This is a genomic window from Microbacterium lacus (assembly GCF_044794305.1).
Classification (GTDB): domain Bacteria; phylum Actinomycetota; class Actinomycetes; order Actinomycetales; family Microbacteriaceae; genus Microbacterium; species Microbacterium lacus_B.
This window is the reverse complement of record NZ_CP084996.1, coordinates 324,272-343,407: the sequence shown is the minus strand read 5'-3', so window position 1 is coordinate 343,407 and position 19,136 is coordinate 324,272. Positions and strand designations below refer to the sequence as shown.

Annotated in this window: 21 protein-coding genes and 4 tRNA genes; 20 read left to right on the top strand and 5 right to left on the bottom strand. The window is 65.4% G+C overall.

What is annotated here, in order from left to right; genetic code table 11:
- The first annotated feature begins 6 nt into the window (after positions 1-6).
- Positions 7-1,215, top strand: coding sequence for an alpha/beta hydrolase family protein (locus LG299_RS01710; RefSeq protein ID WP_404432925.1), 1,209 nt, complete (start codon positions 7-9; stop codon positions 1,213-1,215).
- 13 nt (positions 1,216-1,228) lie between these two features.
- On the opposite strand, the gene LG299_RS01705 is transcribed toward LG299_RS01710, so the two are convergent.
- On the bottom strand, positions 1,229-1,666 hold the full coding sequence (locus LG299_RS01705) for a SufE family protein (protein ID WP_404432923.1): 438 nt from the start codon (positions 1,664-1,666) through the stop codon (positions 1,229-1,231).
- A gap of 30 nt (positions 1,667-1,696) precedes the next feature.
- On the bottom strand, positions 1,697-2,599 hold the full coding sequence (locus LG299_RS01700; protein WP_404432921.1) for a sulfurtransferase: 903 nt from the start codon (positions 2,597-2,599) through the stop codon (positions 1,697-1,699).
- Between the two features lie 138 nt (positions 2,600-2,737).
- Here LG299_RS01700 and zapE point away from each other — a divergent pair, with 138 nt between their 5' ends.
- From zapE to LG299_RS01685, 3 genes are all read left to right on the top strand, one after another.
- Entirely contained in the window at positions 2,738-3,772 is a 1,035-nt protein-coding gene (zapE, locus tag LG299_RS01695) for a cell division protein ZapE (RefSeq protein WP_404432919.1), read from the top strand.
- Positions 3,773-3,957: 185 nt separating this feature from the next.
- The gene (locus tag LG299_RS01690; RefSeq protein ID WP_404432917.1) at positions 3,958-5,226 is read left to right on the top strand and encodes an ammonium transporter; all 1,269 of its coding nucleotides are present in this window, start codon (positions 3,958-3,960) and stop codon (positions 5,224-5,226) included.
- A gap of 85 nt (positions 5,227-5,311) precedes the next feature.
- Entirely contained in the window at positions 5,312-5,860 is a 549-nt protein-coding gene (locus LG299_RS01685; RefSeq protein ID WP_404432915.1) for a type II toxin-antitoxin system PemK/MazF family toxin, read from the top strand.
- Positions 5,861-5,905: 45 nt separating this feature from the next.
- On the opposite strand, the gene LG299_RS01680 is transcribed toward LG299_RS01685, so the two are convergent.
- Complete coding sequence (locus LG299_RS01680) at positions 5,906-6,439, bottom strand: small multidrug efflux protein (protein WP_404432913.1); 534 nt, start codon at positions 6,437-6,439, stop codon at positions 5,906-5,908.
- Between the two features lie 161 nt (positions 6,440-6,600).
- Here LG299_RS01680 and LG299_RS01675 point away from each other — a divergent pair, with 161 nt between their 5' ends.
- A complete protein-coding gene (locus tag LG299_RS01675) occupies positions 6,601-7,818 on the top strand; it encodes a sensor histidine kinase (RefSeq protein ID WP_404432911.1) in 1,218 nt (405 codons plus the stop codon).
- Positions 7,815-8,417 carry a response regulator gene (locus tag LG299_RS01670; RefSeq protein ID WP_404432909.1) on the top strand — a complete coding sequence of 201 codons (603 nt, stop codon included), beginning with the start codon at positions 7,815-7,817 and terminating at the stop codon, positions 8,415-8,417. Before LG299_RS01675 ends, LG299_RS01670 begins: the two co-directional genes overlap by 4 nt.
- 9 nt (positions 8,418-8,426) lie before the next feature.
- On the opposite strand, the gene LG299_RS01665 is transcribed toward LG299_RS01670, so the two are convergent.
- Positions 8,427-8,502, bottom strand: a tRNA-Val gene (locus LG299_RS01665).
- Between the two features lie 150 nt (positions 8,503-8,652).
- Between LG299_RS01665 and LG299_RS01660 the strand changes: the two genes are divergently transcribed.
- From LG299_RS01660 to LG299_RS01635, 6 genes are all read left to right on the top strand, one after another.
- A tRNA-Gly gene (locus LG299_RS01660) sits at positions 8,653-8,724 on the top strand.
- A gap of 56 nt (positions 8,725-8,780) precedes the next feature.
- Positions 8,781-8,854, top strand: a tRNA-Cys gene (locus LG299_RS01655).
- Positions 8,855-8,879: 25 nt separating this feature from the next.
- A tRNA-Val gene (locus LG299_RS01650) sits at positions 8,880-8,951 on the top strand.
- A gap of 57 nt (positions 8,952-9,008) precedes the next feature.
- Positions 9,009-9,671 (top strand): DNA alkylation repair protein, encoded by a 663-nt coding sequence (locus LG299_RS01645; protein WP_404432907.1) that lies wholly within the window; start codon positions 9,009-9,011, stop codon positions 9,669-9,671.
- 79 nt (positions 9,672-9,750) lie between these two features.
- Entirely contained in the window at positions 9,751-11,757 is a 2,007-nt protein-coding gene (gene thrS / locus LG299_RS01640; protein ID WP_404432905.1) for a threonine--tRNA ligase, read from the top strand.
- Complete coding sequence (locus tag LG299_RS01635) at positions 11,754-12,293, top strand: HIT family protein (protein WP_404432903.1); 540 nt, start codon at positions 11,754-11,756, stop codon at positions 12,291-12,293. The genes thrS and LG299_RS01635 overlap by 4 nt, the downstream gene beginning before the upstream one ends.
- A gap of 125 nt (positions 12,294-12,418) precedes the next feature.
- Here the strand turns inward: LG299_RS01635 and pdxY are convergent, their stop codons facing one another.
- Positions 12,419-13,270: a pyridoxal kinase PdxY gene (gene pdxY / locus LG299_RS01630; protein ID WP_404432901.1), complete on the bottom strand. Its 852-nt coding sequence runs from the start codon at positions 13,268-13,270 to the stop codon at positions 12,419-12,421.
- Positions 13,271-13,393: 123 nt separating this feature from the next.
- On the opposite strand from pdxY, the gene pdxS reads away from it, so the two are divergent.
- From pdxS to yajC, 8 genes are all read left to right on the top strand, one after another.
- Positions 13,394-14,290 (top strand): pyridoxal 5'-phosphate synthase lyase subunit PdxS, encoded by an 897-nt coding sequence (gene pdxS / locus LG299_RS01625; RefSeq protein WP_404432899.1) that lies wholly within the window; start codon positions 13,394-13,396, stop codon positions 14,288-14,290.
- 18 nt (positions 14,291-14,308) lie between these two features.
- On the top strand, positions 14,309-14,905 hold the full coding sequence (gene pdxT / locus LG299_RS01620) for a pyridoxal 5'-phosphate synthase glutaminase subunit PdxT (protein WP_404432897.1): 597 nt from the start codon (positions 14,309-14,311) through the stop codon (positions 14,903-14,905).
- Between the two features lie 28 nt (positions 14,906-14,933).
- Positions 14,934-15,455 carry a hypothetical protein gene (locus tag LG299_RS01615; RefSeq protein ID WP_404432895.1) on the top strand — a complete coding sequence of 174 codons (522 nt, stop codon included), beginning with the start codon at positions 14,934-14,936 and terminating at the stop codon, positions 15,453-15,455.
- 24 nt (positions 15,456-15,479) lie between these two features.
- Positions 15,480-16,238 (top strand): YebC/PmpR family DNA-binding transcriptional regulator, encoded by a 759-nt coding sequence (locus tag LG299_RS01610; RefSeq protein WP_404432893.1) that lies wholly within the window; start codon positions 15,480-15,482, stop codon positions 16,236-16,238.
- 55 nt (positions 16,239-16,293) lie between these two features.
- Positions 16,294-16,875 (top strand): crossover junction endodeoxyribonuclease RuvC, encoded by a 582-nt coding sequence (gene ruvC / locus LG299_RS01605; protein WP_404432891.1) that lies wholly within the window; start codon positions 16,294-16,296, stop codon positions 16,873-16,875.
- A gap of 46 nt (positions 16,876-16,921) precedes the next feature.
- The gene (gene ruvA / locus LG299_RS01600) at positions 16,922-17,539 is read left to right on the top strand and encodes a Holliday junction branch migration protein RuvA (RefSeq protein WP_404432889.1); all 618 of its coding nucleotides are present in this window, start codon (positions 16,922-16,924) and stop codon (positions 17,537-17,539) included.
- Positions 17,526-18,560, top strand: a complete 1,035-nt coding sequence (ruvB, locus tag LG299_RS01595; protein ID WP_404432887.1) for a Holliday junction branch migration DNA helicase RuvB — start codon at positions 17,526-17,528, stop codon at positions 18,558-18,560. The genes ruvA and ruvB overlap by 14 nt, the downstream gene beginning before the upstream one ends.
- An 82-nt stretch (positions 18,561-18,642) precedes the next feature.
- Entirely contained in the window at positions 18,643-19,107 is a 465-nt protein-coding gene (gene yajC, locus LG299_RS01590) for a preprotein translocase subunit YajC (RefSeq protein ID WP_404432885.1), read from the top strand.
- Positions 19,108-19,136: the final 29 nt, after the last annotated feature.

Sequence of the window (19,136 nt, the reverse complement as noted above, 5' to 3'; positions counted from 1 at the left end):
GCCTCGATGGACTTCTCCAGGCGCGCCGCGATACCCGCCGCATCTCCCGCTTTCATTGGTGCCGTTCGCACGGCACTCACTCTGCTGAGCCTCGGATTGGCGGGCGCTCTGTCGCTCCTCGCACTCGGTTCCGTGCGTATGGCCCGCAAAGTCGTGACCCCCGCTGTCCGGGTTCCCGATACCCGCATCATGGCGCTCGACACATCTGCGCAGACGATCACGCTGAGCCGGACACCCGATACCGAGCTTCCGGGTCGGTACGGACTCTTCACCACAGGAACCTCCTCGTATCTCAAACTCGGTTCCGTGCTCGCCCAGGACGCCACGAGCGTGAAGCGCAAGCTGCTCACCGAGGTGGGCACTGACGGCCATCTGGGCGCCGAGGCCACCTTCAGCGGCTGGTACTACATCCGCCCCGAAGAGCTTCACCTGCCGTACTCGCCCGAGCTGATCGGGTCGGGTGTCGGACCCTGCCCCGCATGGCTGTTCCCGGCGAGCGGAGGCACGAGCGACGTCTGGGTCATTCAGGTGCACGGTCGCGGAACAACGCGCTCGGAGTGCCTTCGGGCCGTGCCGGTGTTTCAGGCGTTGGGGATCACGTCTCTTCTGGTCTCGTACCGCAACGACGGCGAGGCCCCCCGCAGCCGAAGCGGCACCTACACGCTAGGAGCAACCGAGTGGCGTGACGTGGACGCCGCCGTCGGCTTCGCCCGGCGTCGCGGCGCGCGGCGCATCATCCTCATGGGGTGGTCGATGGGCGGCGCGATCGCTCTGCAGCTCGCGCTCAACTCCGCGCACCGCGCTTCGATCGCCGGCGTGATCCTTGAGTCACCCGTGATCGACTGGCGAGTGGTGCTCGACTACCAGGCACGGATGCTGCGGGTCCCCGCCGCTGTCAGCGGACTGGCGATGGGCGCGTTGCAAAGCGAGTGGGCCACCACGGTGACCGGCGCGAGCACAGCGATCCCGTTCGACCGACTCGATGTGGTCGCCCGGGCCGATGAACTGCGTCACCCGATCCTCATCCTGCACAGCGATGACGATGGCTTCGTGCCGTCGACCGCCTCACACGACCTGGTAGTCGCGAGACCCGATCTGGTGGAGCTGCAGGTCTTCGAGGTCGCCCGCCATACGAAGCTCTGGAATTACGACCAGGAACGCTGGAGCAGCAGCATCCGCTCGTGGCTCGAAGCTCGAGACCTCACGAACGTCTGACGCGCTTCTGCCGTCACGCCCGCTTGGCGCGCACCTGACGTTTCGTGCGCATGAGCATCCCGGTCATCCCTGAGATCCGCAACGGCGACACCGCGCGGGTGAGGCCGATGGTCTGCGGAAAGTCATCCGGGATGCTCAGAACCTCGTCGGCGCTCAGTCCGTGAATACCCTGCGCCAGAATGCTCGCGAACCCTCGGGTCGTCGGCGCTTCGGCGGGAGCCGTGGCGTACATCGCCACGCGATCGCCGTCATCGACGTCGACGATGATGTAGACCGGCGACTGGCACTCCACGACACGTTCTCGGAGCTCAGGGTGATCCTCATACTCGGCAGGCACGGGGGGCAATTCGTATGAGAATTCCAGAAGCAACTGCAGGCGATCGGTCTCGGGTAGCTCCAGGAACTCGTCGCGAATCTCGGCGAGCTTCGCCGGAAGGATCGTCTCGGTCACCTGATCAACTCTTCCATGCTCACTCTCGCGTCAGCGCGCGGAAATTTCGCCGGGCTCGTCGCCGGTCACGATGGGAACACGCACCGCGCTGCCCCACTCGGTCCACGAGCCGTCATAGTTGCGCACCGTGTCGAACCCGAGCAGATGGCGCAGGACGAACCACGTGTGGCTCGAGCGCTCGCCGATGCGGCAGTAGGCGACGATTTCGTCACCGTCGCTCAGTCCGGCTTCGCCGCGGTAGATGGCGTCGAGTTCCGCGCGGGTCTTGAATCCGCCGTCCTCGGCTACCGCCCGGCCCCACGGCACGCTCTGCGCGGACGGAATGTGCCCCGCGCGAAGGGCACCCTCTTCGGGGTACGCCGGCGCCGTGGTGCGCGTGCCGTTGTACTCCTCGGGGGATCGGACATCGATCAGCGGGTTGCCAAGGTGCACGAGAACGTCGTCCCTGTACGCCCGCAACAGGGTGTCGTTGCGCTCGACGACGGGATAGTCGGTCGGCGCCGGGGTCGAGGCATCCGTCGTCATCGGACGCCCCTGGGCGATCCACGCGTCGCGGCCGCCGTCGAGCAGTCGCACGTCTTCGTGCCCGAAGAGAGAGAAGACCCACAGGGCGTAGGCGGCCCACCAGTTGTTCTTGTCGCCGTAGATGACGACCGTGTCATCGCGGCTGATGCCCTTGCGGCTCAGAAGTTCGGCGAAGCCCGCACCGTCGACGTAATCGCGCACGACGGGGTCGTTCAACTCGGTGTGCCAGTCGACCTTGACGGCGCCGGGGATGTGACCGGTTTCGTACAGCAGCACGTCTTCGTCGGATTCGACGACGACAAGACCGGGGGTTCCGAGGCGAGCCTGCAGCCATTCCCCGGTGACCAGGCGACCGGGCTCGGAGTACTCAGCGAACTTGGGGGATGACGTGTCGAGTTCGACGGGCATCGGGGGCTCCTCGGGTCGGGGTGGAATGGGGGGACGGCGGTAGGGTGGAACCGTCCCTCTTGACCTTAAGTCCCGCGCAGGGGGAGCGCATTCCCTCGGTAAAGGGACGACACAGGATCGGGCACGAAAAAGATCACCATGGCAGCGCCCGCGACTCAGACCGGCATCGTTCATCTGACTGCCCTCACCCCGCAACTCAGTGGCGCGGAGATGGTCGCGGCGCTCACCCCTCCACCCCAGTTCGCTGACGCCAGGTTCGACACCTATCGCGCCGACCCTGCCTTCCCCTCTCAGCAGGAGGCAAAGGACGCGCTGATGATCTTCAGCGGCGTAGGCCCGGCTGAAGCGAAAGGCGGGTTGTTTCGCCGGACCAAGCGTGCCCCCGAGGTCAAGCCCGGTGTCTATCTCGACGGCGGCTTCGGTGTGGGCAAGACTCACCTCTTGGCCGCGATCTATCACGCACTCCCGGCACGCAGAAAGTACTTCGGATCGTTCATCGAGTACACGGCCCTGGTCGGTGCTCTGGGCTACAAGAACACCGTCGACCTCTTTCGCGGGGCCGACCTGCTCTGCATCGACGAGTTCGAACTCGATGATCCCGGCGACACGATGGTGATGACGCGACTCCTCGCCGAGCTCGTCGCCTCGGGCACCCGGCTCGCCGCCACCTCCAACACCCCACCGAACGCCCTCGGCGAGGGACGATTCGCCGCGCAAGACTTTCTGCGCGAGATCCATGCGATGTCGGCAAGCTTCGAAACCCTCCGGATCGACGGCACCGACTACCGCCAGCGCGCGGTCGACGGGCACGCCGCCGCACTTGCGCCCGCCGAGTACGAGGCGACGATTGCGGATGCTGCGCGCACAGGTCTCGTATCGGATGACGACTTCTCTGCTCTCGTGGCTCACCTCGCGCAGGTGCACCCCTCTCGCTATATCCGATTGATCGAGGGTCTCTCGACCGTGGGTCTGCGCGATGTGGTGCCGTTCACCGACCAGTCGGCGGCCCTGAGATTCGTCGCGTTCATCGACCGGGTCTATGACGCGCAGCTGCCGATTCGTGCGACCGGAGTATCGCTGGATGCGGTGTTCCCCGAAGAAATGCTGGCCGGCGGGTACCGCAAGAAGTACCTGCGCGCGACCTCGCGATTGGTCGCCTCTACTCTCGCGTGATGATCTCCGCACCGTGGCTGGAGTCATTCGCGGCGCGCTCCCGCTTGGACGAAACGTGATGTTTACGCGGGGGGGCATCGCGTAACCGACCCGAAACACGACTCTGACCGCACCGGAAACCGCGACTGGTGACACTGGGGGAACCCGACGCGCTCTGGCGTCACTGCAGAGAGGTTTTCTCCGAGATGGATCAAGGAAATACAGCATTCATCCTGATATGCGCGGCGCTTGTGCTGCTGATGACGCCTGGATTGGCGTTCTTCTACGGCGGCCTGGTCAAGGCCAAGAGCGTGATCAGCATGATGATGCTCAGCTTCGGAGCCATGGGGCTCATCGGCGTCCTCTGGGTCGTCTACGGCTACGCCATCGCATTCCCCGGCGCGGAAGGCGTCGTCTTCCCGTGGTCGATCGATGGATCGGCCATCGGCCTGACGAGCCTGCTCGAGGTGCCTGAGGGAGCGGCCTACCCGCCGCTCGCCTTCGTCGCCTTCCAAGCCACGTTCGCCATCATCACCGTTGCGCTCGTTTCGGGCGCGATCGCCGACCGGGCCAAGTTCGGCTCGTGGATGATCTTCGCCGCCATCTGGGCCACGATCGTCTACTTCCCGGTCGCGAGCTGGGTCTTCAACTTCGGCCTGGCCGATGACGGCAGCTTCGCGTACGGCGGATGGATCACCTACGGCATGCAGGAGACCTTCGGTCTCGGCGCGATCGACTTCGCCGGTGGTACCGCCGTTCACATCAACGCGGGTGCGGCGGCTCTGGCCCTCGCGCTCGTCCTGGGCAAGCGCGTCGGTTTCCAGAAGGGCGTCCACGTCCCTCACAACCCGCCGTTCGTCCTCCTGGGTGCCGGCCTGCTGTGGTTCGGCTGGTTCGGCTTCAACGCGGGCTCTGAGCTCGCCGCTGACGGTGTCGCAGCTCTCGCGTTCGTCAACACGATCGCCGCTCCCGCCGCCGCACTGCTGGCATGGTTGCTCGTCGAGAAGTTCAAGGATGGCAAGCCGACCTCGGTCGGTGCAGCTTCGGGCGCAGTGGCCGGTCTGGTCGCGATCACCCCGGCGTGCGCTTCGCTGACGCCCGGCTGGGCGATTCTGCTCGGTTTCATCGCCGGTGCGGTCTGCGCCCTGGCGATCGAGCTGAAGTTCAAGCTCGGCTTCGACGACTCGCTCGACGTCGTGGGCATCCACCTCGTCGGTGGTCTCATCGGAACGCTGTACCTGGGCTTCTTCGCCACCGGCACCGGCCTGTTCACCGGTGGAGACGGAACGCAGCTGCTCGTTCAGGCGATCGCAGCGTTCGCAGTCCTCGCCTACTCCTTCGTGCTGGCCTACATCATCGGCTTCGCGATCGAGAAGACGATCGGCTTCCGTGTCAAGAACGAAGACGAGATCGCGGGCATCGACACCATCGTTCACGGCGAAGAGGGCTACGTCCTCGCCGACTCGAAGGCGTAATACTCCGCGTCACATTCGGAAGGGCGCCGCATCTGGCCTGCGGCGCCCTTTCGTGTGCCCTGGAGCCGTGTGGCAGGGTAGCGGTGTGGCACAGCAACAGGGCATCCTCGGCGCGATTGTCCGCATGTTCTTCCCGAATCGCGGGCAGGCAGCCGGCAAGGGCGTCGCGTCTGCTCCGCAGGCACCAGGGGGCGTCCTCGACGAGCCTGGGCGCACTCGCGGGACCGAGACGATCGAAGTACGACCTCCGGCGCGCGATGCGCTCGTCATGTCGTACGCGCCGAATCGCGACGGTGATCCCGACGCGGGCGAGATCGTGTGGACCTGGGTGCCCTACACCGAGAACGACGGCCGAGGTAAGGACCGCCCCGTGCTCGTCATCGGTCGCCAGAGCGCAGACCGCGTCTATGCCGTGCGACTGACCAGCAAGGCACACGAAGGCGACCGGGACTTTCTGCCGATCGGCTCAGGCCCATGGGACTCACAGGGCCGGCCGTCGTGGATCGACATCGAGCAGGTCTACAGCGTGCACGCCGAGGGCATGCGGCGCGAGGCATCCGCCCTCGACCTCGATCGATTTGTGAAGGTGGCTGGCGCGCTACAACGACGCTACGGCTGGTCGGCAAGCGCCTGAGAGAGGGGTCGCCCCGATGGGTCGACCCCTGCTACGACCCCATGATCAATTGACGGCGTAGACGACACCGCTGATGAGGATCGCGACGATCGTGGTCCACCCGACGATCGCGATCGCCTGCCAGATCAGGATGCGGGCCTTGCCGACGCCGGCTGCGGCCAGCATCGTCGCCGTGAACTGCGTGGGAAGCAAGAGCGGCCCGAGCAGGCTCACTCCCGGCACGCCGTAGCGCTCAAACGCCCGCTGGAACTTCTGTGATCGCGTCGAGGTCGACACCTCGGGCTGCCCCGGCTCCGAGTCGATCAGCTCACCGGACCCTGCCGCAACACGCGCGCGCTGTCGAGCAACTACAGCTTCGCGCGCACCTGATCCGAGAAGCACGAGCGCGGCGACGCACACGAAATTGCCGATGATCGCGGCAACGACGGCGACAACCGGATGCACTCCGCCGATGATGCCGATCGTCGCGGCTCCCTCGCCTTCGATGAACGGAATGGCGCCGGCCAAGGCGACGATCAGCGGCTGGACGATCTCGGGGACTTGCGCCACAAGATCCTGGAAGTTTTCGATGAGGTTCATATCGCTCCTGTCGATGTCGGCGAGAGATGTCGGTGACCTCTGCGTGGGATGACCCCAGTCCACCTGCTCGTGCGGGAGTCGGGAAGTGTCCGATTGTCACCGGTTTCCGGGCGCTTCACCCGCCGGATCCATGACATCTGTCATGCCCATATGGTGGACGAATGGTCCGTGATCCCGCCTCCGTCGCCGACGAGGTCGCCGTGCGCGGTGCGCTTCGCCTGACTCGGGGTATCACGGCGACGTGGTGGTACACGTTCACCGCGATCATGTTCTTCGAGATCATGCTTGTGGCGGTCTGGGTGGGAACGCTCTTCGGCGGCGGCTTTGCGGCGTTACCTGTGCAGATTGTCACATTCGGTGGACTGCTGTGGTTCGCATCGACCATCCCGCTTCTGCTCGATTACCGGCACCGCACGGGTGGCGTCATCTTCGCGCGTTGGCGCCGACTGGTCGTGCCCCTCACGATCGCGGTGGCCTTCGGAGTCGCAGCGGGGATCTCTACGGGAATCTGGCTCATCGCGGTCCTCCCCGTGGTGCAGTCGCTGTCGCTCCTGGACTGGCAGCCGGGTGTGCGGCTGCGGGCGGTGATGGCGGGCACCGTGTTGCTGGGAGCGCTCTGGGTCGTCGACGCAAGCGGAGCGTTCGCGGGTGCCGCGGACCTCGACGGCGGTGCCAGCTGGTGGCTCCTCGGCTTCTACTCAACCTCCCTACCTGCGATGACGGTCGTGTCGCTGTGGTGGTGGGACGTGCTGGTCACCCTGGATCGCGCCCGCGCGTCCGAGGCGCGGCTCGCCGCAACGCAGGAACGCCTGCGTGTGGCCACAGACGTGCACGACCTGCAGGGACATCATCTCCAGGTCATCGCGCTTCAGCTCGAGCTCGCGGAGCGACTGATGTCGCGTGATCCCGACGCCGCGCTAGAACAGCTGCGAGCCGGACGAGCCAGCGTGGACGAAGCCCGCCAGGGCACACGGGATCTCGCTCTACAGTTCCGCTCGGTGCCGCTCCGCGACGAGCTCGCGAACGCCGTGGATCTTCTGCGCGCCGCCGGGATCACCGCCGACGCCACCGTTGACCGCGACGTGGCGCGTGCCCCCGCGAACGTCTTGGGCCCGGTCATCCGCGAGACCACAACCAACGTCCTGCGTCAGAGCGCCGGTAGCTGGGCTCGCCTGGCCCTCGAGCGAACCGCGAACGGCTGGCGCTACGAGATCTCGAACGACAGCGACGGCGAGGCTAGCGCGAGCACTGATGGCGCCGGACTCGAAGGAATCGCGCGCCGCGCTGAGGAAGCCGGGGGATCGCTCGACATTCGCCGCGAGAAGCAGACCTTCGCGCTGAGCGTCACCGTTCCAGATCAGCAGGAGGGCGCGCCGTGATCACCGTGCTCCTTGCCGACGACGAAGCCATGATCCGATCCGCCCTCGCTGCGCTGCTCCGTCTGGAGGACGACATCGACGTCGTCGCCGAGTGCGCGGACGGTGCCGAAGCGCTGGCCGAGGCTACGAGACTCAAGCCGGACATCTGCCTCTTGGATCTCGAGATGCCCTACCTCGACGGGGTGGAGGTGGCCGAGCGGCTGCGCCGCGCCGTTGCGACCCGGTGCATCGTGGTAACCCGCCACGCTCGCCCCGGAGTGCTACGCCGCGCACTCGCGTCTGGTGTCGCAGGCTTTCTCCCCAAATCGAGGGGAGCCGACCAAGTGGCTATGGTCATTCGACGCGTAGCCGGCGGCGCGAGGTACGTCGATCCTGAAGTAGCGGCCGACGCGCTCAGCGATGAACGCTGTCCGCTGACGGATCGCGAGTTGGACGTCCTCCGAGCGGGACGCCGAGGTGAGACGACGAGTGAGATCGCGCGCACGCTGTCGCTCGCCCCGGGGACAGTGCGCAACCACATCTCCGCGGTGCTCGCGAAGCTTGCGGTCAGCACACGCCAACAAGCGACCCTGCTCGCCGAGGAACGTGGCTGGCTCTGACGAAGAATGTGGTGGGCGATACCAGACTCGAACTGATGACCTCTTCCGTGTGAAGGAAGCGCGCTACCAACTGCGCCAATCGCCCAACGATCCTCGCGGATCGAGTCTCGATACTACCGGATGCCTCGGGTCTGACCGAACGCAGAACACCGGACACGCGCACGGCCCTCTCGGTTTGGCGCTTGCCAATTCGTCGGCTAAAGTCATTCAAGCGCCCGGAGCAATTCGGGAGCACGCGGATGTAGCGCAGTGGTAGCGCATAACCTTGCCAAGGTTAGGGTCGCGAGTTCGAATCTCGTCATCCGCTCGAGTGCAGAGGTCTCTCTCCGGAGAGATTTACGACACGTGGGTCGAACCACACACGGTGGCGTGGCCGAGCGGCTAGGCACCGGCCTGCAAAGCCGTTTACACGGGTTCGAATCCCGTCGCCACCTCCACTCATCAACTGAACAGCCCTCACGGGCGCGATTGGCGCAGCGGTAGCGCGCTTCCCTGACACGGAAGAGGTCACTGGTTCGATCCCAGTATCGCGCACAGATGAACCCCCGCCCCGGCGGGGGTTTCGTGCGTTCATGGCGCTATTCTCGCGGCATGGCCTCCGAGCTCGCGATAGCAATCCGTGAAGCCCTGCGGGATTCGGCGAACCCCGCACTCGCACCGGGTCAGCAGGCGTACATGAAGTCCGCCATGCCGTTCCTGGGAGTTCGGCTGCCCGAGGTCCGGCGAATCGCGCGGGTCGAAGCGAAGGTCACGGCGGATCCGGGGGAGTTGCTCGCGCTTGCGCTCGAGCTGTGGAACGAGGCATCGCACCGCGAAGAGCGATATGCGGCGCTTGCCGTGCTCGGAACGCGCCCGTTGCGGGGCAACCTCGCCCTGCTGCCGATGATCGACCACATGGTGCGCTCCGGACAGTGGTGGGACTTCACGGACGATCTCGCGCATCGCCTCGCGGAACTCCACGACGCCGAACCGGAAGAGACAGCTCAGATCGTGCGGGAGTGGAGCACGGACAAGGACGTCTGGATGCGTCGCATCGCGATCATTTCGCAGCTCGGTCGCCGGGACCGCGTGGATCGTGAGCTGCTCGCAGATCTTCTCCATCCGAACCTCTCCGACCGCGAGTTCTTCATCCGTAAGGCGATCGGCTGGTCTCTGCGCGAGTACGCGCGCGTCGATCCAGACTGGGTGCGCGCCTACGTCGAGGCCCACGATATGAGTCCATTGAGCCGGCGCGAGGCGCTCAAGCACTTCTGAGGTCGGCTCATCGACGGCTCGCTCCAGATGTGTCCCACGCGACGGTAGATTTGATTCCACGCCTTCTTCTGGAGTTTCTGTGACTGACCTTGCCATCCCCGCGGATGTGACCTACCCCGCCGACGGGTTCGCACTTTTTCCGTCCCGCTCTGTTGTCGCGCTGCGCGTGAACGGAGACCTCAAGGATCTCGCCACGGTGGTGAACGAGACGGATGCTGTCGAGCCCGTGACGGTCGACAGCCCGGACGGTCTCAGCATCCTGCGCCATTCGACGGCGCACGTGCTCGCCCAAGCAGTCCAGCGAATCCGCCCGCAGGCGAATCTCGGCATCGGGCCGCCGATAGAGAATGGCTTCTACTACGACTTCGGCGTGGAAGAACCTTTCACGCCCGATGACCTCAAGTCCATCAAGAAAGAGATGGAACGGATCGTCCGCGAGAACCAACGGTTCGTGCGCCGAGTCATCTCCGACGACGACGCCCGCACCGAACTCGCCGACGAGCCGTTCAAGCTCGAGCTCATCGGCCTCAAGGGAGGGGCAGACAAGACCGAAGGCGCGTCCGTCGAGGTGGGCGGCGCGGAACTCACGATCTACGACAACGTAGACCGCGACGGCGAGACGGTCTGGAAAGACCTCTGCCGCGGGCCCCACGTGCCCGGCACGCGCCTGATCGGCAACGGCTGGGACCTCACCCGCATCGCCGGGGCGTACTGGCGCGGGAGCGAGAAGAACCCGCAACTGCAGCGCATCTATGGCACGGCGTGGCCGACGAAGGACGAGCTTCGCGCCTACCAGGAGCGCCTCGCCGAAGCGGCCAAGCGCGATCACCGAAAGCTCGGCAAAGAGCTCGACCTGTTCTCGTTCCCCGATGAGATCGGCTCGGGACTCTCGGTCTGGCACCCGCGCGGCGGCATCGTCCGTCAAGAGATGGAGCAGCACGCCCTGCGTCGCCATCGCGCCGCCGGCTACACCTACGTCTACACGCCGCACATCTCGAAGCAGGATCTCTTCCTGACCTCGAACCACCTCGTCACGTACAAGGAGGGGATGTTCCCGCCCATTCACATGGATGAGGAACGCGACGAGCACGGAGAGATCACCAAGGCCGGGGTGGATTACTACCTCAAGCCCATGAACTGCCCGATGCACATCCTGATCTACAAGGAACGTGCCCGCAGCTACCGCGACCTTCCGATGCGTCTTGCCGAGAACGGCACGGTGTACCGCAACGAGCTCTCGGGCGCGCTGCACGGTCTCACGCGCGTGCGAGGCTTCACTCAGGACGATTCGCACCTGTTCGTCACTCCCGAGCAGCTCGAGGCCGAAACGATGCGCGTGCTCGAGTTCGTCATGTCAATGCTGCGCGACTTCGGGCTCGATGACTTCGAACTCGAACTGTCGATGCGCGACGACGAGAAGTCGAAGTGGATCGGGTCGGACGAGTTCTGGGAGTACTCGACGCAGGCACTGCGCAACGTCGCTCAGGCGAGTGGCGTGAAGTACACCGAGGTGCCGGGTGAGGCTGCGTTCTACGGCCCGAAGATCGATCTCAAGACGCGCGATGCGATCGGGCGAGTGTGGCAACTCTCGACCGTTCAGGTGGATGTGAATCTGCCCGAGCGCTTCGACCTGGAGTTCACCGACCGTGACGGCCAGAAAAAGCGGCCGATCATGATCCACCGTGCGCTCTTCGGCTCGATCGAGCGCTTCTTCGCGATCCTGCTCGAGCACTACGCCGGTGCCTTCCCCGTGTGGCTGGCGCCTTTGCAGGTCGTGGGCATCCCCGTCGCCGAAGAGTACGCCGACTATCTCGGCGACGTTGTTGCCGCGCTGAGCGCCGAGGGTGTGCGCGCCGAACTCGACCACAGCGACGAGCGCATGCAGAAGAAGATCCGTAACCACACGACCGGCAAGGTTCCGATTCTGCTGATCGCGGGGGAGCAGGACCGCTCGGGCAAGACTGTGTCGTTCCGCTTTCGAGACGGCACGCAGGAGAACGGTGTGCCGATCGCGGTCGCGGTTCGCCGCATCCGCGAAGTCATCGCCTCGCACGCACTCGTGAACACGGCAGTAGACCTGGCGTGAGCGAAGAAGAACTCATCGACGCGTCGCGCTTGGCCGGTGTGCCGGACGAGTTCCAACGTCTGTGGACCCCGCACCGGATGGCGTACATCCAGGCAGGCCCACAGGTCCTGCGCGATGCGTGTCCGTTCTGCGCGGCGCCCGATCTAGCGGACTCGGAAGGGCTGATCGTTGCGCGCGGGCGCACGGCCTACGTCCTGCTGAACCTGTTCCCGTACAACTCCGGACACCTTTTGGTGTGCCCGTACCGGCACATCGGACAGTACGACGAGGCAACCCCCGAAGAGGTCGCCGAGATTGGCGTGCTCACCCAGATCGGCATGCGCGTACTCCGGACAGTCTCACGTTGCGACGGCTTCAACATCGGCATGAATCAGGGCGCGGTTGCCGGCGCCGGCGTCGACGAGCACCTCCATCAGCACATCGTGCCGCGGTGGCGCGCAGACGCGAACTTCTTCCCGATCATCGCGAAGACCAAGGCGCTCCCGCAGCTGTTGGGCGAGGTCCGCGAGGCCGTCGCGCAGGCCTGGCCCGCCTGACTCCCCAGCGTTTGCGCGCACAACCGCAGGTTGCTCGTGCAACACGCCGCTCCCGCGGCGCGATGCGCGGCCTGTCGGGGGCGAAGCCGCAGTTATGCACACCAGCCGCGCGATCGCGGCGAGAGTCAGCGGAGCTGGCGGGCGGTGAACTGCATCCGGGGGTGCGCGTAAGCCTCTTGCGACTCGACCAGCTGAAGCTCACGCTCGCCGGAGTTGTGCGTGTACTCCAGCAGGTCGAACACGCTCGACGCCGTGCGCTCGAGTGCGACCTGGGCATCTTTCGTCGCGACGTATTGCGCGGTGAACAGCGCCGCGGTCACATCGCCCGAGCCGTTAGCCTTTATCGGAAGCCGAGGCGTCTGCACGATCCACGCGCCGGAGTCGTCCGCCACAAGCATCTCGATCGTGTCGGGTTCGCGGTCGGGCCGCTCGACACTCGTCACGAGCACCGTTCGCGGGCCCATGGCCCGGGCAGCATCGACGGAATCGAGCGTGGAAGCGATCGTGTCGGGTTCGGTTCCGGTGAGGAACCCCAACTCGAACTGGTTCGGGGTGATGATGTCCGCCACCGGAACGACGCGCTCTCGCAGCAGGACGGGGATCGCAGGGGCAACGAAGCATCCGGACTTCGCATTTCCCATCACCGGGTCACAGGCGTACTTCGCCGCGGGGTTGGCGGCTTTCACCCGTGCGACGGCGTCGACGATGACCTCGCCGATGCCTTCGCCACCCTGGTAGCCCGACAGGATGACATCGATCTCGGGGAAGACTCCGCGCTCCTCGATGCCGGTCAGCACCTCGCGAACGTCGGCCGGATCGATCATCGGTCCGCGCCACGCACCGTACCCGGTGTGGTTGGAGAAGTTCACCGTGTAGACGGGCAGCACTTCCACACCGATGCGCTGGAGCGGAAAGACGGCCGCGGAGTTGCCGACGTGCCCGTAGGCGACCGCCGACTGGATCGAGAGGATCTTCACTGGTCGATCATCCCACCCCGCCATCCCAGCACGCCGCGCACCGTACGCGATGGCACTTCCACCCCGTGACGCTGGACGACACGGAGAACGATGGGCCGCATCCCGCCCACTTAGAATTGACGCATGACTGAGAGCACCCCCCAGGTTGGCACCGGCCGCGTCAAGCGCGGCCTGGCGGAGATGTTGAAGGGCGGCGTCATCATGGACGTCGTCACCGTCGAGCAGGCGAAGATCGCGGAGGATGCCGGCGCCGTCGCCGTCATGGCACTCGAGCGGGTTCCGGCCGACATTCGCGCACAGGGTGGGGTGTCGCGCATGAGTGACCCCGACATGATCGACGGCATCATCGAGGCCGTCTCGATCCCCGTGATGGCCAAGGCTCGCATCGGTCACTTCGTCGAGGCACAGATTCTGCAGCAACTCGGCGTCGATTACATCGACGAGTCCGAAGTGCTCTCGCCTGCCGATTACATCAACCACATCGACAAGTGGAAGTTCACGGTCCCGTTCGTCTGCGGCGCCACCAACCTCGGCGAGGCCCTCCGCCGCATCAACGAGGGTGCAGCGATGATCCGCTCCAAGGGCGAGGCCGGCACCGGTGACGTCTCGGAAGCCACGAAGCACATCCGCACCATCTCGCGCGAGATCAACCGGCTCACGTCGATGACGAAGGACGAGCTTTACGTCGCGGCGAAGGAGTTGCAGGCACCATACGAGCTCGTCGCCGAGGTCGCAGATACGGGGAAGCTCCCGGTCGTCATGTTCGTCGCCGGTGGTGTCGCGACCCCGGCCGATGCCGCGATGATGATGCAGCTCGGCGCCGACGGCGTCTTCGTCGGCTCGGGAATTTTCAAGTCCGGCAACCCGGCAGAGCGTGCCGCGGCGATCGTCAAGGCCACGACGTTCTTCGATGACCCCAAGGTTGTCGCAGAGGTTTCGCGTGGGCTCGGCGAGGCCATGGTCGGCATCAACGTCAGCGACCTTCCGGCACCGCACCGGCTCGCCGAGCGCGGCTGGTAACGCCGGGCGCGGCACAGAGTGGTTGAACCTCGACGCGTCGGCGTACTCGCGCTGCAGGGCGACGTTCGTGAGCACCTGCGCGTCTTGAGCGATCTCGGCGCGGACGTCACCGTCGTTCGGCGGCCGGAGGAACTTGCCGACGTCGAAGGGCTGGTAATCCCGGGCGGCGAGTCCAGCGTGATCGACAAGCTCTCTCGTGCCTTCGGTATGCGCGAGCCGATCCGCGCGGCGATCGCCGACGGTCTCGCGGTCTACGGGACGTGCGCGGGTCTCATTCTCTTGGCGGATCGCATCACCGGCGGAATCGAGGGTCAGCAGACCTTCGGCGGGCTCGACGTCACCGTGCGCCGAAACGCCTTCGGCGGCCAAGTCGACTCGTTCGAGACGGACCTTGACGTCCCTGTGTTGGGGCCCGACCCCGTACATGCGGTCTTCATCCGAGCGCCGCTGGTCGAGCAGATCGGAGAGGGCGTCGAGTCACTCGCCACACTGGCGGATGGACGCATCGTCGCGGTGCGTCAGGGCCGACTGATCGGGACTGCGTTCCACCCCGAAGTCAGCGGCGAGCACCGGTTCCACCAACTCTTTCTCGACACCGTCGCACAGCACCGGTGATACGGCCCACACCGGCTAGGTTTTTCGCATGACGATCAACGACTGGTGGCGCGATCACCCCGAGGAGCGGTATTGGATGATCGCGCCCTCTCGCGGAATCGTCGGTGAAGCACTGACGGCCCCCAAAGCGCGTGGAGAGAGCCGATTCGAGTGGTCGCACGAGCTCGTCGGGTTCACCCAGCCGGGCGACACGCTGTTCGTGTGGGACCGGACGATGGGAGCCGCGGGAATCGGCGCCTGGGGAAGAGTGCTGGGTCCGCTCGGAGAAGAGAAGAGGACGCGCCGCGGAGAATCACTCGTGCACTGGCGTATGCCCGTGAGCGATACGGTGCGCCTCGCGAACCCGATCACGCTATCTGCTCTGCGTCGGATCGGCGGTGAGATCGTCGCCATCCGCGATGAGATCAAAGAGTCGATCGAGGGTCCGGTCTACTTCCCGTTTGTCGGCGCTACCGACACCCTGACGCCGGCCCCGGCGTACCTGTCGAAGGTGCCGCGCGACCTCGTCGCTCTCCTGTCTTCGAGGTTCGGTTTCGAGTTCGCGCTCTGAGGTCGCGACCTTAGACTGGAGAGCATGTCCGGCCACTCCAAGTGGGCGACGACCAAGCACAAGAAGGCGATCATCGATTCGCGACGTGCCAAGTCGTTCGCCAAACTCATCAAGAACATCGAAGTCGCAGCCAAACTCGGCGGTGCAGACCTCGCAGGCAACCCGACCTTGTACGACGCCATCCAAAAGGCGAAGAAGACGTCGGTCCCGAACGACAACATCGATCGCGCGGTCAAGCGAGGCGCCGGCATCGGCGGCGAAGCCATCGAGTACATCTCGATCATGTACGAGGCTTACGGCCCGAACGGTGTGGCGTTGATGGTCGAGTGCCTCACCGACAACAAGAACCGCGCCGCCGCCGAAGTTCGCACCGCGCTCAGCCGCAACGGTGCGACCCTCGCCGACCCGGGAAGCGTCGCCTACAACTTCACCCGCAAGGGAGTGATCGTCGTTTCGGGCGAAGGCACCACCGAAGACGACGTCATGCTTGCGGTGCTCGAAGCTGGTGCCGAAGAGGTCGAGCCCCACGCACAAGGTTTCGAGGTCATCACCGAGGCGCACGATCTCGTGACTGTACGCACGGCATTGCAGGATGCCGGCATTGACTACGAGTCCGCCGACGTCGAGTTCGTTCCGAATCTGAAGGTGGAGGTCGACGCCGACACCGCCCGCAAGGTCTTCCGGATCATCGATGCGCTCGAAGACAGCGACGACGTGCAGAACGTCTTCAGCAACTTCGATCTCACCGCCGAAGTTCAGGCCGAACTCGAGGCCGACGACTGAGCTTCCCCTGGCGCGCCTGTGCCTGGAGAGTGAGCGACCCGCCTAGCGTGGGAGGGTGGCTTCCCGCTCGGTTCTGCGTGTGCTCGGTGTCGACCCCGGGCTGACTCGCTGTGGCGTGGGAGTGGTGGATGTCGCGGCCGATCGCTCCGCCACACTTGTGCACGTGGGCGTCATCCGCTCAGATGCACATGCGCCGATCGAACAGCGACTTGCCCTGATCGCCGCCGGAATTCGGTCGGTGATCGACACTCACCGCCCACACGTCGTCGCTGTGGAGCGCGTCTTCGCTCAGCACAACACACACTCGGTCATGGGGACGGCGCAGGCCAGCGGCGTCGCTCTTCTGATCGCGGGAGAGAGCGGTCTCCCTGCGGCAACGCATACGCCCACCGAGATCAAAGCTGCGATCACCGGGTACGGCGCCGCCGACAAGCGCCAGGTCCAACAGATGGTCGCGCGCATTCTCCGACTCGACGCGGTGCCGCAACCCGCTGATGCCGCGGACGCACTGGCGATCGCGCTGTGTCACGCGTGGCGAGGAGAGGGCACGACATCCCCGGGCGCCGCACCTCGCACGGCGAGTATGACACCGGCCCAGCGGGCGTGGGCGGGCGCGGAACGCGCGGCCCGCCGGTAAGCGTGTCGCTCGAACAAATCTGCGAAGCCGCGCCTAGGCTCGGAGAATGATCTCCTCCGTCCGCGGCACCGCTGTGCACGTCGATACGGACTCGCTCGTGGTCGAAGTCGGCGGAGTGGGTCTACATGTCGCCATCACACCCCAACTCGCGCGGGCAACACCCGTCGGTGCCTCGGTACTCCTTCACACCACGCTCATTGTTCGTGAAGACGCACTCTCGCTCTTCGGCTTCGAGACACGTGACGACCTCGCCGTTTTCACGCAGCTGATCGGCGTCACCGGCGTCGGTCCGAAATCAGCGCTCGGTGTCCTCGCCACGCTCACGGTGGGCCAGATCGCCGACGCCGTCGATGCTGACGACGATGCACCGTTCCGCCGCGTGTCGGGAATCGGACCGAAGACCGCCAAGCTGATCGTCGTTCAATTGGCAGGCAAGCTCTCTCAGGTGCGATCTGCGACGGCACCGACGGCACCGCCCCGAGATACCGCCGCCCAGGTGCTGCAAGCCCTCATCGGTCTGGGCTGGACGGAGCGCACGGCGGCAGAGGCCGTAGCATCCGTCGCCGAAAGCGCATCGGACTCCGACCGCGCATCCGTCCCCGCGCTCTTGCGAATGTCGCTGGCTTTGCTCGGTCCAGCCCGCAAGGAGCATGCCGGTGGATGATTTTCGGGATGCGGCAGAACCAATAGACGAGATCGAACTCGCCGTCGAAGGAGCACTCCGCCCTGCATCATTGGCTGAGTTCGTCGGTCAGCAGAAAGTTCGCGGCCAATTGCAGTTGCTGTTGGATGCTGCGCGAATGCAGCAGCGTCCGCCTGACCACATTCTGTTGTCTGGCCCCCCAGGGCTCGGCAAGACCACGCTGGCGATGATCGTCGCCCACGAGAGCGGCAGAGCTCTGCGGCTCTCCAGCGGCCCTGCGATACAGCACGCGGGCGACCTCGCGGCGCTGCTGTCGAGCCTGACTCCCGGAGAAGTCCTCTTCATCGACGAGGTGCACCGCATGGCGCGCGCGGCCGAAGAGATGCTGTACCTCGCGATGGAGGACTTCCGCATCGACATCATGGTGGGCAAGGGCGCCGGAGCTACGAGCATTCCGCTCGACCTCGCGCCCTTCACCTTGGTCGGCGCCACGACGCGCTCGGGTCTCTTGCCCAACCCGCTGCGTGACCGATTCGGATTCACCGCCCACCTCGAGTACTACGAACCGCACGAACTGGAGCGCGTCGTCGAACGGTCGGCATCGATGCTCGGTGTGCGGATGCCCGCAGCGGCGCGGGCAGAGATCGGACGGCGCTCCCGCGGCACTCCCCGCATCGCGAACAGGCTGCTTCGTCGTGTCCGCGATTACGCCCTCGTCCACGGCGCTGGAACCGAGGCGGACATCGAGACGGTGGATGCCGCCCTCGACCTCTACGACGTCGATCGCATCGGTCTCGACCGACTCGATCGTGCTGTGTTGGATGCTCTCATCCGGCGCTTTCGAGGGGGACCAGTGGGGCTCAGCACGCTCGCGGTCTCGGTCGGCGAAGAAGCCGAAACCATCGAATCTGTGGTTGAGCCGTATCTCGTCCGCATCGGGTTCATGGGGCGCACTCCGCGCGGCCGAATCGCGACCCCGGAGGCATTCGCGCATCTGGGCATGGGGGTCTCCGAGGCAGTCCTAGGGTTCGATGACCTATAATCGCTGAAGGCTTTCGCCCCACCCCCCTTCTCAAGGCAGTGCCGCCTGGTGCGCGCCTCATCCGAAAGGTGCTCCCAACTTCATGAACCTCGCGATCTTCTTCGAGCAGTACGGCTTGATCATCCTTGTCATTGCGCTGTTGGGCTTCATGTTCTGGAGTTCCCGTCGACGGATGCAGAAGCAGAAGGTCGAGCAGGAAGCCAAGGCACGTCAGACCGTTCCTGGCGCCGAAGTCCTCCTGCAGGGTGGTCTTTACGGCACGATCGTCTCGTACGATCCCGACAACCTCGACCAGCCGGCCATCGTCGAGCTCGCTCCCGGCGTGGAGATCAAGGTTCACAGCCAGGCCATTCTGCGCATTGTGAACCCCACCGAGGACGCGGTCACCGAGGACGAGTTCCTCGCCGCGGAAGAGAGCCACAACGAGTATGGCGAGGCAGTCGCGCTCGGCGAGATCTCGTCGATCAGCGATGACCAGCACCGGGCTGCGGCCGATCACAACGCGTCCGACCCCGACGTTGAAACCGACACCAAGCCCAAGGCCTGACCTTCCGCCCTCACCTGGGCGTCTTTAGA

What these genes read in the sequence shown, in the direction of transcription:
- LG299_RS01710 (WP_404432925.1), top strand. Translation starts at nt 7, where the DNA reads ATGGACTTCTCCAGGCGCGCCGCGATACCCGCCGCATCTCCCGCTTTC.
- LG299_RS01700 (WP_404432921.1), bottom strand. Translation starts at nt 2,599, where the DNA reads ATGCCCGTCGAACTCGACACGTCATCCCCCAAGTTCGCTGAGTACTCC.
- zapE (WP_404432919.1), top strand. Translation starts at nt 2,738, where the DNA reads ATGGCAGCGCCCGCGACTCAGACCGGCATCGTTCATCTGACTGCCCTC.
- LG299_RS01690 (WP_404432917.1), top strand. Translation starts at nt 3,958, where the DNA reads ATGGATCAAGGAAATACAGCATTCATCCTGATATGCGCGGCGCTTGTG.
- LG299_RS01680 (WP_404432913.1), bottom strand. Translation starts at nt 6,439, where the DNA reads ATGAACCTCATCGAAAACTTCCAGGATCTTGTGGCGCAAGTCCCCGAG.
- LG299_RS01675 (WP_404432911.1), top strand. Translation starts at nt 6,601, where the DNA reads ATGGTCCGTGATCCCGCCTCCGTCGCCGACGAGGTCGCCGTGCGCGGT.
- LG299_RS01645 (WP_404432907.1), top strand. Translation starts at nt 9,009, where the DNA reads ATGGCCTCCGAGCTCGCGATAGCAATCCGTGAAGCCCTGCGGGATTCG.
- pdxS (WP_404432899.1), top strand. Translation starts at nt 13,394, where the DNA reads ATGACTGAGAGCACCCCCCAGGTTGGCACCGGCCGCGTCAAGCGCGGC.
- LG299_RS01615 (WP_404432895.1), top strand. Translation starts at nt 14,934, where the DNA reads ATGACGATCAACGACTGGTGGCGCGATCACCCCGAGGAGCGGTATTGG.
- LG299_RS01610 (WP_404432893.1), top strand. Translation starts at nt 15,480, where the DNA reads ATGTCCGGCCACTCCAAGTGGGCGACGACCAAGCACAAGAAGGCGATC.
- ruvA (WP_404432889.1), top strand. Translation starts at nt 16,922, where the DNA reads ATGATCTCCTCCGTCCGCGGCACCGCTGTGCACGTCGATACGGACTCG.
- ruvB (WP_404432887.1), top strand. Translation starts at nt 17,526, where the DNA reads ATGCCGGTGGATGATTTTCGGGATGCGGCAGAACCAATAGACGAGATC.
- yajC (WP_404432885.1), top strand. Translation starts at nt 18,643, where the DNA reads ATGAACCTCGCGATCTTCTTCGAGCAGTACGGCTTGATCATCCTTGTC.